The 15,723-nt window shown below is 68.3% G+C and carries 17 protein-coding genes; 5 read left to right on the top strand and 12 right to left on the bottom strand.

Annotated features, from left to right (window positions below):
- Positions 1–14 precede the first annotated feature (14 nt).
- From MEU52_RS13480 to MEU52_RS13455, 6 genes are all read right to left on the bottom strand, one after another.
- On the bottom strand, positions 15–1,022 hold the full coding sequence (locus tag MEU52_RS13480; protein WP_238122797.1) for a beta-ribofuranosylaminobenzene 5'-phosphate synthase family protein: 1,008 nt from the start codon (positions 1,020–1,022) through the stop codon (positions 15–17).
- 1 nt (position 1,023) lies between these two features.
- Complete coding sequence (locus MEU52_RS13475; protein ID WP_238122796.1) at positions 1,024–1,458, bottom strand: HIT family protein; 435 nt, start codon at positions 1,456–1,458, stop codon at positions 1,024–1,026.
- A 131-nt stretch (positions 1,459–1,589) separates the two neighbouring features.
- Positions 1,590–2,408 carry a phosphate ABC transporter ATP-binding protein PstB gene (gene pstB, locus MEU52_RS13470; RefSeq protein WP_443266984.1) on the bottom strand — a complete coding sequence of 273 codons (819 nt, stop codon included), beginning with the start codon at positions 2,406–2,408 and terminating at the stop codon, positions 1,590–1,592.
- 134 nt (positions 2,409–2,542) lie between these two features.
- Positions 2,543–3,367, bottom strand: coding sequence for a transglutaminase-like domain-containing protein (locus MEU52_RS13465; RefSeq protein ID WP_238122795.1), 825 nt, complete (start codon positions 3,365–3,367; stop codon positions 2,543–2,545).
- A 48-nt stretch (positions 3,368–3,415) separates the two neighbouring features.
- Positions 3,416–4,366: an alpha-E domain-containing protein gene (locus MEU52_RS13460; RefSeq protein ID WP_238122794.1), complete on the bottom strand. Its 951-nt coding sequence runs from the start codon at positions 4,364–4,366 to the stop codon at positions 3,416–3,418.
- A gap of 132 nt (positions 4,367–4,498) precedes the next feature.
- Positions 4,499–5,914, bottom strand: coding sequence for a circularly permuted type 2 ATP-grasp protein (locus tag MEU52_RS13455; protein ID WP_238122793.1), 1,416 nt, complete (start codon positions 5,912–5,914; stop codon positions 4,499–4,501).
- A 169-nt stretch (positions 5,915–6,083) separates the two neighbouring features.
- On the opposite strand from MEU52_RS13455, the gene MEU52_RS13450 reads away from it, so the two are divergent.
- Positions 6,084–6,836, top strand: coding sequence for a competence/damage-inducible protein A (locus tag MEU52_RS13450; protein ID WP_238122792.1), 753 nt, complete (start codon positions 6,084–6,086; stop codon positions 6,834–6,836).
- Between the two features lie 133 nt (positions 6,837–6,969).
- Positions 6,970–7,401 (top strand): c-type cytochrome, encoded by a 432-nt coding sequence (locus MEU52_RS13445; protein ID WP_238122791.1) that lies wholly within the window; start codon positions 6,970–6,972, stop codon positions 7,399–7,401.
- 75 nt (positions 7,402–7,476) lie between these two features.
- Here the strand turns inward: MEU52_RS13445 and MEU52_RS13440 are convergent, their stop codons facing one another.
- Entirely contained in the window at positions 7,477–8,115 is a 639-nt protein-coding gene (locus MEU52_RS13440) for a cytochrome b/b6 domain-containing protein (protein WP_238122790.1), read from the bottom strand.
- A 316-nt stretch (positions 8,116–8,431) separates the two neighbouring features.
- On the opposite strand from MEU52_RS13440, the gene MEU52_RS13435 reads away from it, so the two are divergent.
- The 3 genes from MEU52_RS13435 to MEU52_RS13425 all read left to right on the top strand — a co-directional run bounded on the left by MEU52_RS13435 (position 8,432) and on the right by MEU52_RS13425 (position 10,145).
- A complete protein-coding gene (locus MEU52_RS13435) occupies positions 8,432–8,803 on the top strand; it encodes a hypothetical protein (RefSeq protein WP_238122789.1) in 372 nt (123 codons plus the stop codon).
- Between the two features lie 162 nt (positions 8,804–8,965).
- Positions 8,966–9,145 carry a hypothetical protein gene (locus MEU52_RS13430; RefSeq protein WP_238122788.1) on the top strand — a complete coding sequence of 60 codons (180 nt, stop codon included), beginning with the start codon at positions 8,966–8,968 and terminating at the stop codon, positions 9,143–9,145.
- A 175-nt stretch (positions 9,146–9,320) separates the two neighbouring features.
- Positions 9,321–10,145, top strand: coding sequence for a group III truncated hemoglobin (locus tag MEU52_RS13425; protein WP_238122787.1), 825 nt, complete (start codon positions 9,321–9,323; stop codon positions 10,143–10,145).
- Between the two features lie 74 nt (positions 10,146–10,219).
- Here MEU52_RS13425 and MEU52_RS13420 read toward each other — a convergent pair whose 3' ends face one another.
- The 5 genes from MEU52_RS13420 to MEU52_RS13400 all read right to left on the bottom strand — a co-directional run bounded on the left by MEU52_RS13420 (position 10,220) and on the right by MEU52_RS13400 (position 15,655).
- Positions 10,220–10,978 carry a tetratricopeptide repeat protein gene (locus tag MEU52_RS13420; RefSeq protein ID WP_238122849.1) on the bottom strand — a complete coding sequence of 253 codons (759 nt, stop codon included), beginning with the start codon at positions 10,976–10,978 and terminating at the stop codon, positions 10,220–10,222.
- Between the two features lie 543 nt (positions 10,979–11,521).
- The gene (locus MEU52_RS13415; protein WP_238122786.1) at positions 11,522–13,108 is read right to left on the bottom strand and encodes a bifunctional aminoglycoside phosphotransferase/ATP-binding protein; all 1,587 of its coding nucleotides are present in this window, start codon (positions 13,106–13,108) and stop codon (positions 11,522–11,524) included.
- A gap of 70 nt (positions 13,109–13,178) precedes the next feature.
- A complete protein-coding gene (locus MEU52_RS13410) occupies positions 13,179–13,700 on the bottom strand; it encodes a hypothetical protein (protein WP_238122785.1) in 522 nt (173 codons plus the stop codon).
- A 7-nt stretch (positions 13,701–13,707) separates the two neighbouring features.
- Complete coding sequence (locus MEU52_RS13405) at positions 13,708–14,373, bottom strand: hypothetical protein (protein ID WP_238122784.1); 666 nt, start codon at positions 14,371–14,373, stop codon at positions 13,708–13,710.
- Positions 14,374–14,527: 154 nt separating this feature from the next.
- Positions 14,528–15,655 carry an NAD(P)-dependent alcohol dehydrogenase gene (locus MEU52_RS13400; protein WP_238122783.1) on the bottom strand — a complete coding sequence of 376 codons (1,128 nt, stop codon included), beginning with the start codon at positions 15,653–15,655 and terminating at the stop codon, positions 14,528–14,530.
- Positions 15,656–15,723: the final 68 nt, after the last annotated feature.

Raw genomic sequence — 15,723 nt, 5'->3', positions numbered from 1 at the left:
GCCTGCCGTGCGGCCTACACGCCGCCCCTGGAGGCCTCCGCGTCCATGACACGGATTTCGGCACCGTGATTATTTCCCGGCACGCAATCGAATGTCAGGTTTGTGAACGATGCAAAGCGATGGCGCAAGACCTCAACGAGTTGCTGCGCCTGCGATGGATCGCCCACCAGCGCGAAACCCGTTGGCCCCCAAGAGCTTTGCCCCACACCCGCAAAGCCTTGGCCTTCCATGAAGGCGACCGCGTCCGCGACCATCGGGCTGGAGAATCGCCCACCCCCCTGGGCCGCCGCATAATGATCGCCAAGGGCGCGCTGCCACTCGCCGATGGCCGCGCCGAAGGTGGCGATGTCTCCCTCCGCCAGGGCCGGCAGGGCGCGCAGCAGCATCAGGTGAGAGAGATGCGCCGCCAGCGCCTCGGGAAAGGGCGGCAGCTCCGCCATGGCGCGGGTCTCGGCATCGCCGGAGAGGCCTTCGCGGCTGGTGTCGAACACCAGCACCACCCGCCAGTTGGCGGGAATGGGCAAACGGGAGAGCAACGGCGGCGGCAGGGCCGCGGCCGGGGACGCGGCATCGGTCGGCTTGCCACCGTCGAGAATGATACCGCCCTGGGTGAAGGCCTCGACGCCGATGGCCGAGCGCAGGCCGCGGCCGATGACGGTGGCCACGGCGCGCGCATCGAGGGACTGTCCGCACAGGCGGGTCAGGGCCACGCCCACCGCCAACGCGAGCTGCGTGCCGGAGCCCAGCCCGCCGTGCGCCAGCAGCGCCGACTCGACCCGTACGGCGAACGCCCCCTCCAGGCCGAGCGCGGTGCGCATGCGATCGCGCACCCGTGCGGCGCGGGCGGCGTCCGGCCCCTCTGCGCTGTCGACGGGAGCGCGGGCGACGGTGACATCCGTCAGCGGCCGCTCCAGGGTCAGGCCGAGGCTTCCGAACCGCCGCCCCAGGGCGCCGCCGAGGTCGAGGAAGCCGAGATGAAGGCGGGCCGGGGCCCGCACACGCACCGCTGCCGGCAGCGCCATGCTATTGCCCGAGCGCGGCGCGCAGCCGGGCCGCGTGCTCGGCCAGAACGTCCGGCTTCTCCATCTCGCTGGCCGGCGGCTTCATGGGCACGCCGAGGTGCCGGGGGATCACGTGCACATGCAGATGGAACACCACCTGGCCACCGGCTTCCTCGTTGAACTGCTGCACGGTGACGCCATCGGCAGCGAACGCGGCCTTGCCGGCGATGGCGATGGTCTTCGCCACCTTGGCCACATGGGCGAGGTCATCGGGGGCGATATCGAGGATATTGCGGGCCGGCGCCTTGGGGATCACCAGCGTGTGGCCGGGACAGCGCGGCATGATGTCCAGGAACGCGAACGCCTTGTCGTCCTCATAGACCTTGTGCGCCGGCAGCTCGCCGCGAAGGATCTTGGCGAAGATGTTGTTGGGATCGTAAGCCGGCGTATCGCTCATTCTGGCGTCCTCCTGATTGCGGAAAGGACATCGCAGGGGCGGGCGGAGGGGTCAAGGCCCCGCGGGCGCGGTGCGCCCTCCCGCTGCCGCGCCGCCACGTCGCAGGCGCGGCGTCCGGTGGGGACGGGGCGTCAGCCGAAGCGGCCGGTGATGTAATTCTGCGTCTGCTTCTGCCGGGGGCGGGTGAAGATGCGGTCGGTGGCATCGAACTCCACCATCTCGCCCAGATACATGAAGCCGGTGAAATCGGAGACCCGAGCCGCCTGCTGCAGGTTGTGGGTGACGATGGCCACCGTATAGCGCGCCTTGAGCTCCAGCATGGTCTCCTCGATCTTGGCGGTGCTGATGGGGTCGAGGGCCGAGCACGGCTCGTCGAGCAGGATCACCTCCGGCCGCACGGCGATGGTGCGGGCGATGCAGAGCCGTTGCTGCTGGCCGCCGGAGAGGCTAAGGCCGCTCTCCTTGAGGTGGTCCCTTACCTCGTCCCAGAGCGCCGCCTGACGCAGGGCGTGCTCCACCTCCACCGCCACCTCGGCTTCCGGTGGCGCGCGATTGAGGCGGATGCCCAGGGCCACATTGTCATAGATCGACATGGGAAACGGCGTCGGCTTCTGGAACACCATGCCGATGCGCGCCCTGAGGGCGGCCGGGTCGAGGGCGGGAGACAGGATATTCTGCCCGTCCATCAGGACCTCGCCTTCCACCCTTTGGTCGGCATAGAGCTCATACATGCGGTTGAAGACGCGCAGCAGGGTGGACTTGCCGCAGCCGGAAGGCCCGATCAGTGCGGTGATCTGATTGGCAAAGAGCGGCATGGAGACATCGCGCAGGGCGAGCTGACTGCCATAATAGAAATTCACATGCCGGGCCTCGAGCTTCACCGGACGCGCGCCGAAGGGGGCGTGGCTCGAGGTTCCGACCTGGGGTAAAGGCGGCGTGTGCATGGACATCACGGCGCTCCTCCGCGTGGTCGTCATCGACCATATCATGGAGGTTGTCCCGGATGTCCTTATGACACTTTTTCGGCGATCGACATTTTCCGGCGCGTCATCCCCGTGCTTTGCGGCGCGGGGACGCGCGGGGGTCAGTTCTGGCTCTGGCTCTGCGCCTGGGCGAGCCGCGGCGGCGCGCGCCCGTCGCAGGCCGTCACCTTTTCCAGGCAATCGGCGCCGGTGCTGCGCAGCGGTGCGACGGCCAGGGCATCGAGACCCACCGCCAGGCGCACGTAATTCTCGGTGGCGCACAGATTGCGCCCGCAATCGAAGGCGACCCAGCCGATCTTTGGCACATGCAGTTCCGCCCAGTGGCGCGCCGCGCCCACGTCGTCGACGGCCAGATAGCCGGAGATGTGGCGGGCGGGGAAGCCGAGATGGCGGGCCGCGGAGGTGAAGACGTGGGCGATGCCGCCGGAACACGCCTTCTTTGCCGCTAGGGCATCTGCGGCGGCGAGCGGGCCGCCCAGGGCCGAGCCCTCCCCCTCGCTGACCGCTTCATGCAGCGCCACCATCAGGGTGTGGGCCTGAATGAGCGGATCCTTCGAGCGGGCAATCGCGTCGGCGAAGGCGATGATGTCGTCGGTGGGATGGGTGAGATCGGTTTGCCGCAGGTAGAGGGCGGCCGGAAAGGGCTCCACCGTGCCGCGCACGATGCCGGTGGTGTCGGTGGTCTCCACCTCGCCCTCGGCCATCACCGCCACCTTCTCGGCGGGGCCTTCCACGGTGAAGGCATGGCAGAGGTTTCCGAAAGCGTCCTCCTGCGGATACAGGCGGCAATCGGAATCGAGGTCGAGGGTCCAGCGCTGGACGAACTGGCCCTCGTGGGAGCGCGGCGTGAGGCGCACCGTGACCGAAAGGTTGCGGCTGCCGGGCTCGAAATGCTGCGTGATCTCGTGACGAATGCGAACGCGCATGAGGAAACCTCAAGAAGGCGTGGGGGCGTGGCGGACAGAAGCGCCCTCTCAGGTGAGATATTGCTCCGTGATCGCCGCGCCCAGCTTGTTGTTGTCCGAGATGAACTCCGAGATGAACTCGTGCAGCCCCGCCTGGAAGATGTCCTCGATGGAGCGGTTGCTGAGCCGCGCCAGCATGGATCGGGCGAGCCTTTGCGAGGGACCCTGGCGGCCATAGGCCGAGGCGATGTCGTCGAGATTGCGCGCCAGGCTGTCGTAGCAGGCGGCCAGGGAGCGCGGCATCTGCCGGTTCAGGATCAGCAGATCCGCCACCAGCCACGGCTTCACGCTGTCGCGATAGACCCAGTGGAAGGCGGTGAGGGCAGAGACGGAACGCAGAATGGACGCCCACTGGAAATAGTCGAGGGGGCCGCCCACGTGCTCCTTCTCCGGCAGCAGCACGTGATACTTCACGTCCAGGATACGGGCGGTGTTGTCCGAGCGCTCCAGCTGCGCGCCGGAGCGGGCGAACCAATAGCCGTCGTTGCGCAGCATGGTGCGGAAGGTGGCGCCATCGAAGCGCAGCGACGTTTCCTTCACGAACGCCAGGAAGCGCGAGAGCTCGTCGCGGGTCAGCGACCGGTTGGGGAAATTGCGCAGCTCGATCCAGGCCGAGTTGATCACGTCCCACATTTCGGAGGTCAGCGCGGTGCGCACCGAACGGGCATTGGTGCGGGCTACCTCGAAGCAGTTGCGGATGGAGGCGGGGTTCTCCGGCGCGAACGCCAGGAACGACACCACGTCCTCCTCCTTGGCGTCGTCGAGGGGTCCGTAGCGCTCGGTGAACATGTCCGCGCAGCCGGCGGTCAGGACGGCCGAGCCCCATTCATTGGTCGAGCCGCCGTAGGTGACCGGAGTGTAGGCAAGGCGCTGGGACACATCGAGAATGCGCGCGAGACAATCGGCGCGTTCCACATAGCGGCTGAGCCAGTAGAGATTGTCGGCGGTACGGGAAAGCATGGGGAACCCATCCGGAAGGAGAAGTGGCGAGGCCCTTCAAAGAAGTCTCGATGGCGGAGCGGCGCGAGACCGCTTCCCGGCGCAGGTCCGCGGACGGCGAGCGCGTCCGGGGGGCCCGCGCCATGGGGAAGCTCAGGCGTCGAGAACCCAGGTGTCCTTGGTGCCGCCTCCCTGGCTGGAATTGACGACGAGCGAGCCCTCCTTCATGGCCACGCGGGTCAGCCCGCCGGGCACGATCCGCACCTTGTCGGACCCGGAGAGGATGAAGGGGCGCAGATCCACGTGGCGCGGCGCGATGCCCTTTTCCACCAGGGTGGGGCAGGTGGAGAGGGCCAGGGTGGGCTGGGCGATGAAGTTGTCGGGATCGGCGATCAGCTTCTCGCGGAACTTCTCGATCTGCATCTTGTCGGCCGCGGGGCCCACCAGCATGCCGTAGCCGCCGGAGCCGTGGACTTCCTTCACCACCAGATCGGGCAGGTGTTCCAGCACATATTTCAGGTGGTCGGCCTCGCGGCAGCGCCAGGTGGGCACGTTGGGCAGCAGAGGCTCTTCGCCGAGATAGAAGCGGATGATCTCGGGCATGTAGGAATAAACGGCCTTGTCGTCCGCCACCCCGGTGCCCACCGCATTGGTGAGGGTCACGTTGCCGGCGCGGTAGGCGCTCATGAGGCCGGGCACGCCGAGCACGCTGTCGGGGCGGAAGGCCAGAGGATCGAGGAAGTCGTCGTCGAGGCGGCGATAGATCACGTCCACCCGCTTCGGCCCCTCGGTGGTGCGCATGTAGACGGTGCAATCCTTCACGAACAGGTCGCGCCCCTCAACCAGGTCCACGCCCAGCTTGTCGGCCAGGAACGAGTGCTCGTAATAGGCCGAGTTGTAGATGCCGGGGGTGAGGATGGCCACGTTGGGCTCATGCCCGCCATTGGGCGAGAGCGAGCGCAGGGTGGCGAGCAGGTCGTCGGCATAGTTCTCCACCGGCGCCACCTTGTGCATGGAGAACAATTCGGGGAACAGCCGCAGCATGATCTCCCGGTTCTCCAGCATGTAGGAGACCCCGGAGGGGGTGCGAGCGTTGTCTTCCAGAACGTAGAAGGTGTCCGGATCGGTGCGGACGATGTCGATGCCGGCGATGTGCACATAAAGATCGTGCGGCACCCGCTGGCCGTTCATCTCCGGCCGGAAAGCGGGGTTCTTGTAGACGAGATCCTCGGGCACCACGCCGGCGCGCAGCACCTCGCGCTTGGTGTACACGTCCCGGATGTAGTGGTTGAGCGCCTTGACCCGCTGCTCAAGCCCCTTCGAGAGCCGGCTCCACTCGTCCTTGGTGATGATGCGGGGCACGATATCGAACGGAATGAGCCGTTCCTGGGCGTTTTGCTCGCCATAGACGGCAAAGGTGATGCCGATCCGACGAAAGATGTATTCCGCCTCCTGGCGGCGGTGGGCCAGCACGTCTTGTGGGACGGAGCTGAGCCAATGCTGCAGAGTCTCGTAGGCCGGCCGCACTTGCCCATCAATGCTGGACATTTCGTCGAAGGCTTGCCGCATTGGAACTGTCACTCCACGTCCGCAGGTGTGTTTTCAGAACGCTACAAACATCGTGCCAAAGAAGTGATAAAGGGGGAAGGCTTCCTGACTGCGGCGCTCGCGTTTTGCTTGTGGGCGGGAAGTGGGCAGATCGGGGTCAATTGCTGCATAAAGCGGCACGAGGTGCGTTATGGGTGAGGCAGACGGCGCGCATTTGGTCACCGCTGCACTGGTCGTCATTGGCGACGAGGTGCTGTCGGGCCGGACCAAGGATAAGAACATCGGCCATATCGCCGAGCGGCTGACCGAAGTCGGCATCGATCTGCGTGAGGTGCGCATCGTTCCGGATGTGGAGGCGGACATTGTGGCGGCGGTGAACGCGCTGCGTCATCGCTTCACCTATGTCTTCACCACTGGCGGCATCGGCCCCACCCACGACGATATTACCGCTGACGCCATCGCCAAGGCCTTCGGCGTCTCCATCGACGTGGACCCCCGCGCCCGCGCCATGCTGTTGGAATATATCGCGGAGAAGGATCTCAACGAGGCCCGCCTGCGGATGGCCCGCATTCCCGATGGGGCCTCGCTGGTGGTGAATGCGGTGTCCAAGGCGCCCGGCTTTCGCATGGGCAATGTGATCGTCATGGCCGGGGTGCCGCGCATCATGCAATCCATGCTCGAGGCGGTGCTGCCGGAGTTGGAAAAGGGCCGCCCCATGTTGTCGGACACGGTGCTGGCCAACACCGGCGAAGGCGACATCGCCGCGCCTCTGGCGGCCATTGCGGCGGATTATCCGGAGGCCACCATCGGCTCCTATCCGTTTCGGGACGAGGACGGGCGTTTCAACACCCATCTGGTGGTGCGGGCGCGCGATCCCGGACTGCTGGCGGAAGTTGGTGCAGCCGTGCGCAAAATGGTGGCATCTTACGCAAGGTTCGCCTGAGGCCGGCTCCGCCGAAAGTCTTGGGCGGCAAATGGCCGCTCAGGCGCTCGCGGAACCGTGACCGCACTGCAATATGGTCAGGCTGGAATATCTGTAAGGTGGCACCGCTTCCGAATCCTCACTGGAGCTGAAGATGCGTGTCCCCTTGATTGCCGCTGCGCTGGTCGGTGTCCTCGCCGCCACCGCCGCTACCGCTCAGACCAATGTGATCCAGCAGCGCCGCGCGGCGATGAAGGCCATTGGCGAGCAGACTGATATCGGTGCGTCCATGCTGAAGGGGCAGGTGCCCTTCGATGCCGCGAAGGCCGAGCTCATCTTCGCTACCTACAAGGACAAGATGGTCGGCTTCGACAAGCTGTTCCCGCCCGGCTCCGACAAGGGGGAAACCAAGGCCACCGCCGCCGTGTGGAGCGATCGGGCCGGTTTCGACGCGGCCATCGCCAAGTTCGAGAAGGCCGTGGCCGACAACGCCGGCAAGGCGACCACCGCCGATGGCTTCAAGGCCGCCTTCACCGCCGTGGCGGAGAATTGCCGGGCGTGCCACCAGAGCTTCAAGTCCCGCTGATGCGCAAAGGGCGGAGCCATCCGGCTCCGCCCTTTTTCGTTGCGCTGTGGGAGGGCGTTTCGACGTCCGGCAGCCTCACAGCCACACGAGCGCGCCGACCACACCGCCGGCGATGACCAACATGCCCAGCGCCAGCCAGGCCGGAGCCATGTGGGGCGCGGCGATGCCCGCGGGCAACCGCTTCCAGCCCGTCACCATGGGGCGGACCAGGTCGTGTCGCAGCAGCAGGCCATAGGCCAGCACGGCGACCACATGCAGCGCCACCGCAATGGCGATGAGATCGAACGAGAGACCGTGCCAGCCGGTGATGCGGTCGCTCCAGTCGGCGCCGACCAGATGGGCCAGGGGCCTCTCGGTGAACAGGCCATCGGACGCGAACAAGCCGGACCCCGCCTGAAACAGCAGCAGCGCCAGCAGGGCCACCACCATGGCCGCGCCGGCAGCATTGTGGCCCACCTCATCGTCAGGGGCGCGCCGCATCAGGTGCCGTAGATGCTCCAGCGCCGCCTTGGGGCCGCGCACGAAGCGCGCGAAACGGGCGGTATCGCTGCCCACCAGGCCCCACAGAATGCGGAACAGAACAAGCGTCAGGATCGCGTAGCCCGCATAGAAATGCCAGTCGATCCAGCCATTGCGGGCGGTGACATAGGAGGTGGCCACCAGGGCCACGAGGCTCCAATGGAAGGCCCGGGTGGGCAGATCCCAAACCCTCACCCACCGCCTGGCGCCGGCCTCGGAAAGGGCATCTGGGTCCACGTGCTTTGTCATGGTGTGGCCTTTGGCTCTGCGCGACGCGCTCTATTGCAGTGCGGTAGCTCTATAAGACATCCCCGTGCGGAAGAAGATGCGCTGGCGCAAACGTGATCGGGGCGCCAACTCTTGCTGCGCGGGCCACGTGAACGCGCTAAGCTCGATTTGTATTTGCGCGTGAAGGGCCGATGCCTCGGCCCGCGCGCCCCATGGGTCGCCGAAGGGGGCATGTGTCGCCGTCGGCGGGCAGTGTTTCATTATTGAATTGCGTGAGATGGCCATGACTGACGAGACCGAGGGCGCCGCCGCCGCGGAGCCGACATTTGTGCAGATTCAGATTTCTCCCGAGGCGCTGGAACGCTGGAAGGATCTGGCGGGCGACGTTCCGCTGAAGGTGGCCCTGGCCAAATCCGAGTTCGATCATCTGCTGCTGGGGCTGCGCAGCCTCGTCATCGGCCAGAACCAGCTGGTGGCGGCGCTGACCGCGCATATCAATCAGGACACCAAGACCGCCGCGGAATCCCTGGTGGCCGCCGACCAATTGTGCGTGGGGGCCTTCAACCGCATCAATGCGTTCATCTCGGCCGTCATGGAGACCGCATCGCCGGATCCCGACGCCTTGCCGCCGTCGGGGGCCTCCCCCGCCGCGTGACCCGCCACGGTTGCCGTGATGAAATTTTGCGCTTGAGCATAATTTGTGCGGCGGGAGCCCCGCGGGCGGCTTGCCGCGCGCCCCCGGCTCTCCTAGCTTTCGTCATATAGTTTCTTTGCCGAACGCTTGCGGCCCTTGCGGGCGCGGCCGGGAAGGATGGTCGTGGCCCGTGACACTGGCGATACGCCGATCATGCCCCGTTTCGTGCCCGGCACGGCGGTGCGCATCCAGGCGCCCTGGCTGAAGACGGGCCGCGCCGTGGAGCGCTCCCGCCGTGGCCTGCGGCTGGTGGCGCAGAACCCGGGGCCCGGCAAGGACGAGACGGGGCCGGACAAGGCCTAGCCTCCGGGCGCGGCGGCGGCCTACCCACGGTTTGGAGCCGTGGCCAATGGTGGAGGCGAAAGGCATGAGGCGATCCAGCGAAGGCTCAGGGGTGCGCCGCGGCGCGTCGGCGCAAGGTGAGGCCGCGGGGCGGAATGCGCACGGCCGGGGCGCGCTGCCTTCCGCGGACGGAGCGGTGGCGGTGTTCGCCGGCGTGCAGTTCATCGCGCCCCATAAGGCGCTCGACGAAGCGCCGGACGTGCCCGGCCTCTTCATCCTCGCCAAGGACATCGGCGGTCGTGCCTTTCCGCTCTACGTGGGGGAGGGTGAGAGCGTGGCGGTGGCGGCCGAGGCGGTGCGTGAGATCCTGCCTGCAGAGACCGCGGTGGCCGATCGCTTCTTTTTTATGGAGCGCCCGAATGGGCGCCTGCGCACTTCGGCGCTGAAGGAACTGGTGGGAGAGCTGAACCCGCCGCTCAACACGGTGGACCGCACAGGCCCGGCCGCCACGGCGCTGGCCGGCCTCGTCACCGATCGCGCCGGCCCCTGGCCGGATCGCGCCTCGACGGCCGATGAGATGCAGGTCAGCGAGGCGGACCTGGAGCGGCTGGTGAAGGAGTTTTATGGTGCCGCCGGCGCCGATCCGGTGCTCGGGCCGGTCTTCGCTGCCGCCATTCCCGATTGGGATGAGCATTATCGCGTGGTGCAGAATTTCTGGTCGCGCACGCTGCTGGGCACGCAGCGCTATTCCGGCATGCCGTTCGCTGCCCATGTGAGCCTGAATCTGAAGCCGGAGCACTTCACCCGTTGGGTGGCGTTGTTCAGCGCCACCGCGCACCGGGTGCTGCCGGCCGTGGCCGCTGCCCGCGCCATCGCCAAGGTGGAGCACATGAGCACCTGCTTCCAGGCCGGGCTTTTTCCGCCCGGCGGCATGGATGTGGGGCATCCGCACGCCCACTCGCACGCGCCGGGGCATCCTCACAGGCCTCATCCGGTGCCGGTACCCCGTCAGGACGTGTGAGCGGCCGATCGCGGCGCCGTCGTGGGGGTGGCCACCACCGGTCGCGACGCCGCGTGTGCTGTCGTCGCCGCGGATCAGGCGGGCTGGGCTTCGCCGGTGGCCGCCTCGTTGCTGCTGGTGGCGCGGCGCTCGGCGGCCGCTTCCTCTTCGGGACTCAGGGTGGCGTGCACCGCATCGAAGAAGCGGTCGGCGAGGGGGCTGCCACCGGTCCGCGCCCGCAGCAGCCACGCCATGGCGGCCACCCGATCCCGTGGCACCCCGACGCCCAGGTGGTGAGCGGCGCCCAGCAGCGCCTGCCCATCGGCGTCACCGGCCTCGGCGGCGCGGCGCCACCACTGGGCGGCGACACTCTCGTCGTGCTCGGTTTCCTGGCCGTCGACAATGGCCAGATGAATCATCAGGCCCAGCCGGGTCATGGCGCTTGCCACGCCCTGGTCGGCAGCCGCCTGGGCCCACCGCCGGGCTTCCTGCGGATCGGCCGGCGGCACCTCGCCTTCAAACAGCAGGCGGCTCAGCCGATCCTGGGCCGGGGCATCGCCATCGGTGGCGGCAAGGCGATAGAGCTCCAGCGCGCGCTCCAGGTCACGTGGACCGCCCTCACCCTTGAGGCACAGGGTGGCAAGGTTGCGCCGGCCAACCGGATCACCGGCCTCGGCGGCCAGCTCCAGCCACTCGCGGGCGAGCTCCAGATTGGGGTCGACCCCCAGACCATCGATGAAGCAGGCGCCGATATTGTTCTGGGCGCGGCCGTTGCCTTCGCGGGCGAGTGGTTCCCAGATGGCCAGGGCCGCTTCGTAATCGCCACGCTGAGCCGCTTCGAGCGCCGTCTGCATCTGCGCCTCCGGGCTCTCCGGGGCCGAGGTCTCGGCCTCCGGCGCGGGGCTCGCGGGGGCGGCCTGTTCCGGCGTGGGCACGGTGTCGTCGTGGGTCAGGGTTTCGGCTGCGGCAGTCGACATAGAACGGTCCTCGGCGATCTCGGCATCCTCGGTGGCTTTGCCCGTCAGGCGATCGAGCCAGGTCATTGGATGTCTCCTGGGGCGGCCGGGGGAGCGAGCGAACCGCATCCGGTTCCGCGCAGGCCCGCCTGCGCCCGGCTGGGCGCGTTGCGGACGGGAACGGGCCGAGGTCCGTGAGGACGGTGTGATGCGCGCGTCATGGCTCCCTTGCGGCTTCTCCCGCGAATGGAATGGTCTGCGGCTCCGGTGGTTCCCCGCTTTTGGGTCGATTTGGTGGCAAACTCGGCAATCTGCGTAGAAACCGGTAGCGGCGGCGCTCCCCGCGACTCGCGCGCGAAGCGACGTGAACCGCATTGTCCGTGGGGGATGTGAACTAATCGTTCCCCTGAGGCGCAAAAATCACGTTTCCGGCCCGCTGAATCAGGCGTTCTGCCAATGCAGCCAGTCCACGGACCCCAGATCATAGGCCTGCTGGCGGCGGGCCACGTCGGCATCCGCATCGGAGGCGTCGCCCTGGCGTTGCGTCACCCGCTCCACCCGCACCGCCAGCGGTGCCTCCAGCCAGATGCCCACGAACGGCAGGTGGAGCGCCTGCGCCACCGCGGCGATGGCGCCCCGTTCCTGGGCATGAGCATGGACGGCGTCGACGATGACGCTCTGCCCGGTCGCCAGGATGCGGCGCGCCTGTTCGCACAGCTCCGCGTAAACCTGCGTGGTGACGGCCGCCGCATAGGCCTCAGCGGGCAGGGGGGCGGTCAGCGGCCCGCCAAACATCCGCTTGCGCTCCACATCGCTGCGGATCACCACCGCCCCGGGCGCGCGACCGGTGTAGGGGGCCCACTCTAGTGCCCGCGTGGTCTTGCCGCTGCCCGAGAGCCCGCCGATGGCGATGAGTCGCGGCCCCGCACCCGTCAAGCCGGGCGGAAGCGCCCGCGGGGGAAGCGTGTCCGCCCCCTCACCGGCGATCAGGGCACGCGCAACGGTAAACAGATGGGTGATCCGGCGCCGCGCGGCCTCCTGGCCGGCACCGGAGAGGTGGGCGAGCCCCGCCGCCTCCACTTTGGCCCGGATGCACGCCCGCAGCGCCATGAAGAAGGGCAGGGCGGCGAGGCCGTCGAGCTGGAGATCGTCCCGGCGCGCCCACAGATAATGGTTCAGCACCCCATTCGCGGCGCTGACGAGGCCGCGCTGCCACAGGTCCATCAGCAGAAAGGCGAGGTCGTACAGCACGTCGCAGGTGGCGATGTCGGTGCTGAACTCGATGGCATCGAACAGGACCGGCCGGTCCTCCAGCAGGACGATATTGGCGAGATGCAGATCGCCATGGCAGCGCCGGATGAGGCCCGCGGCGCCGCGGGCCTGCAGAAGGGGCGCGAGGCGCGCCAGCTCGGCTTCCATGGCCTCCGCGAGCGACGCCGCATCGGCCGGCGCGAACAGCTCCGGGTGATGGGTGAACTCGGCCCGGTTGTCGGCCAGATAGCCCGCGAGCGGGGACACCGCATCGCGGGTTCGATCCTCGGCGGCGCCGGCATGGGCACGGGCGACAGCCGCCGCCAGATCCGTCACGAGCTGGGGCGAGAGTTCGCCTTCGCTGGCCACTCGATCGAGGGTTTGGCGCGTGTCGAACCTGCGCATATGGACCGCGTACTCCACCACCTCGCCGCTGCCGTCCAGGCGCAGCGCGGGGCCGGCCCGGGTAATGGCCGTGACACCGAGATAAAGGCCGGGCGCATTGGCGCCGCTGATGGCCACCTCCGCCAGGCAGGCCGCCTGGCGCTTGGCGAGGGTTGAGAAGTCCATGAACGGAAAGAAGACCGCCCGCTTCACCTTGTAGGCATGGTCGCCGGCGAGGAACACCACCGCCCCGTGGGTGTCGATGCGGGTGACGGGCGTGCCCGGCGGCAGATGGTGGGTGGCGGGATCGGCCAAAAGCGCGAACACCGCGCTTTGGTCCGCCACCACATGGTCGCCGCCCAAAGCGGCGGGGCGGGACGGATTGGGTTCCATGGCGCTCTCCCGCGCGATCAGGCGACATTCAGCGTGGCGCGGCCTCTATTCGGCGTGGCGCGGCCTTTCTTTAGCGTGGCGCGGCCTTGCCGTGCAGCACCGCCAAGGTCAACGCCTGGCTGAACAGCGAGAGGGCCGGGCCGGCGATCTGCCCCCGCATCAGCTGCACCATGCCGCTGGCGACGAGCAGCAGAAAGGCGGCATTGGTGATATCCAGCCGTCCGCCACTGGCCTCGGCCACCGCCGCATTGCTGCGAGCGAAAGCGTCATAGGCGGCGCCGATGGGGTGCCCGGCCGGGCGGCGGGGGGTGCGGGCGGGGGGGGCTGCCCCCACCGGCGCAGGCGCCAATTCGGCGCCAGCCGGCAGCCGCAAGCCGGCGGCATGCAGGCTGTCGGCCACCGCCTGCCAGGGGCCGGCGTGGGTGAGGATGAGCCCGTTGCTGCGCGGGCGCGCCTCGGCGCGGGCGAGGCCTGAGGCATTCACGCGGGTGGCACAGGCCGCCAGCGTGCTGCCATCGAGGGGCGAGAGTGCCACCAGCCGCGTGCGGCCCACCGTCTGGTGGGCGACACGCACCAAGATGAACTCGGACATCGGCGGTTCAGGCCTTCTCGTCCGGTGTCACCGCCGCGCTGGGTGCTTCGGTCACCGCCGGCGTGGCGGGCTTGGCCGCGCGCTTGCGGGGGGCCGCCTTGCGCGGCGCGGCCTTGCTGGCAGAGGCGGCGGTCGGCTTGGCAGCGCTCACGTCGGTGGCGACTTCCGTGGTGGCCTTCGCCGATGCGGTCTTGGCGGCGCTGCGCCGGCGCGGGGTGGCCACCGGGCGGGCGACGACGGCCTCCGCCTCGCCGGCCGGCACCGGCACCGCCGGCAGATCGACCTTGCGGGCGCTGGAGCGGGAACGGCTGGGGCGCGCAGTGCGGGCGCGGCGGGGCGCGGCGGGCGCCACATCCACCACCTCGGTCACCACGTCATGCGCCGCCTCCGCGGCTTGACCCGGCGCCCGGCGGGTGGCGGCGGCGACGGCGGTCGCCATCTTGCCGGCGGCAGCCTTGATCTCGCCAGCGGTCTCGCTCACCAGCTCCTTGACTTCGGTGCCAGTCTTCGCAGCGGCATCGCGGGCCGCCTCATAGCCGGCCTTGCCGGCATCGGCGGCATCCTTGGCGAGAGGGCGCGCGACGCGCAGCACCCGGGGGCCGAAGGCGATGGCCCCGGCGCCGACCGCCAAGCCGAGAAGAAAGCCGCTGCGGCCAAGGAAAAATGGGTGCATTCCGCGTCATCCTCTTCACTCCGGCAGGCTGCCGGCGGGCCTGACGATCCTAGGCGGACCATCTCCCTGGGGAAAGATACCTCCGTGACCATCCGGAGGCATCGCGTTGATGAGGGGCGCGGCTCCGGCTCGGGTGGCCGGCGCCGCCTGCCACCTAAGGAGTGATGGCCACCTTGAGCACGCCATCGCGCTGATGGCCAAACAGGTCATAGGCCGCTTCGATGTCGTCCAGCTTGAAGCGGTGCGTCACCAGGGCGCGGGCGTCCACCCGCCCCGATGCCACCACGTCCATGAGGCGGCGCATCCGCTCCTTGCCGCCGGGGCACAGGGAATTGACGATGGTCGTGTCGCCCAGGCCCGCATGATAGGCGTCCAGAGGGATCCGCAGATCCGAGGAATAGACGCCGAGCGACGACAGGGTGCCGCCGGGCCGCAGGATGCGCAGCGCCGCTTCAAACGTTTCCTGGCGACCGAGCGCCTCGATGGCCACGTCGACGCCGCGCCCGTCGGTGAGGCGCAGGATCTCCTCCACCGGGTCCACCTGGGAGAAGTCCACCACCTCGTCGGCGCCCATGGCGCGGGCCACCTCCAGGCGCGCCGGCACGCGGTCGACGGCGATGATGCGGCTCGCCCCCATGAGGCGCGCGCCAGCGGTGGCGCACAGGCCGATGGGGCCCTGGGCGAACACCGCCACGGTGTCGCCGATCTGGATCTTGCCGTGCTCGGCGCCGGAAAAGCCGGTGCTCATAATGTCCGGGCACATGAGCACCTGCTCGTCGGAGAGCAGCTCGGGCACCGGCGCGAGGTTGGTCATGGCATCGGGCACCAGCAGATATTCTGCCTGAGCGCCGTCGATGGTGTTGCCGAAGCGCCAGCCGCCCATGGGCTTGAAGCCGTGCTTCATGCGCGGACCATCCTGGGAGCCGCAGCCACACAGGCAGGCGTTGGAATAGCCCGAGGGGGTGATGGCGCCGGCAATCACCCGCTGGCCTTCCGTGAAGCCTTCCACCGCCGAGCCCAGCTTCTCGATGATGCCCACCGGCTCATGACCGATGGTGAGGCCCTTGGCCACCGGATACTCACCCTTGAGGATGTGGATGTCGGTGCCGCAGATGGTGGTGGTGGTGATGCGGATCAGCGCATCCAGCGGCCCCACATCGGGAATTGGCTTTTCGTCGAGGACGATGCGGTTGTTCTCGACGAAAATGGCCGCCTTCATCTTGGGGACTTGTGGCGACGGCCGCTTGGGTGTGGCGGTGGTCTGCTCGAGGATCTCGGACATGGCCTTGACGCTCCCTTATGGTCTTATGAGCCGCTTCTAGCCGCTAGCGTGGCCCGAGGCATTGACCG

It is taken from the genome of Xanthobacter sp. NM-25 (assembly GCF_022138605.1).
Lineage (GTDB): Bacteria > Pseudomonadota > Alphaproteobacteria > Rhizobiales > Xanthobacteraceae > Xanthobacter.
The sequence above is the reverse complement of the archived record's forward strand: the minus strand, read 5'-3'. Positions and strand labels throughout refer to the sequence as shown.

Coding starts and splice junctions, on each gene's coding strand:
- MEU52_RS13480 (WP_238122797.1), bottom strand. CDS start 1,022: ATGGCGCTGCCGGCAGCGGTGCGTGTGCGGGCCCCGGCCCGCCTTCAT.
- MEU52_RS13475 (WP_238122796.1), bottom strand. CDS start 1,458: ATGAGCGATACGCCGGCTTACGATCCCAACAACATCTTCGCCAAGATC.
- pstB (WP_443266984.1), bottom strand. CDS start 2,408: ATGTCCATGCACACGCCGCCTTTACCCCAGGTCGGAACCTCGAGCCAC.
- MEU52_RS13465 (WP_238122795.1), bottom strand. CDS start 3,367: ATGCGCGTTCGCATTCGTCACGAGATCACGCAGCATTTCGAGCCCGGC.
- MEU52_RS13460 (WP_238122794.1), bottom strand. CDS start 4,366: ATGCTTTCCCGTACCGCCGACAATCTCTACTGGCTCAGCCGCTATGTG.
- MEU52_RS13455 (WP_238122793.1), bottom strand. CDS start 5,914: ATGCGGCAAGCCTTCGACGAAATGTCCAGCATTGATGGGCAAGTGCGG.
- MEU52_RS13450 (WP_238122792.1), top strand. CDS start 6,084: ATGGGTGAGGCAGACGGCGCGCATTTGGTCACCGCTGCACTGGTCGTC.
- MEU52_RS13445 (WP_238122791.1), top strand. CDS start 6,970: ATGCGTGTCCCCTTGATTGCCGCTGCGCTGGTCGGTGTCCTCGCCGCC.
- MEU52_RS13435 (WP_238122789.1), top strand. CDS start 8,432: ATGACTGACGAGACCGAGGGCGCCGCCGCCGCGGAGCCGACATTTGTG.
- MEU52_RS13420 (WP_238122849.1), bottom strand. CDS start 10,978: ATGCAGACGGCGCTCGAAGCGGCTCAGCGTGGCGATTACGAAGCGGCC.
- MEU52_RS13415 (WP_238122786.1), bottom strand. CDS start 13,108: ATGGAACCCAATCCGTCCCGCCCCGCCGCTTTGGGCGGCGACCATGTG.
- MEU52_RS13410 (WP_238122785.1), bottom strand. CDS start 13,700: ATGTCCGAGTTCATCTTGGTGCGTGTCGCCCACCAGACGGTGGGCCGC.
- MEU52_RS13405 (WP_238122784.1), bottom strand. CDS start 14,373: ATGCACCCATTTTTCCTTGGCCGCAGCGGCTTTCTTCTCGGCTTGGCG.
- MEU52_RS13400 (WP_238122783.1), bottom strand. CDS start 15,655: ATGTCCGAGATCCTCGAGCAGACCACCGCCACACCCAAGCGGCCGTCG.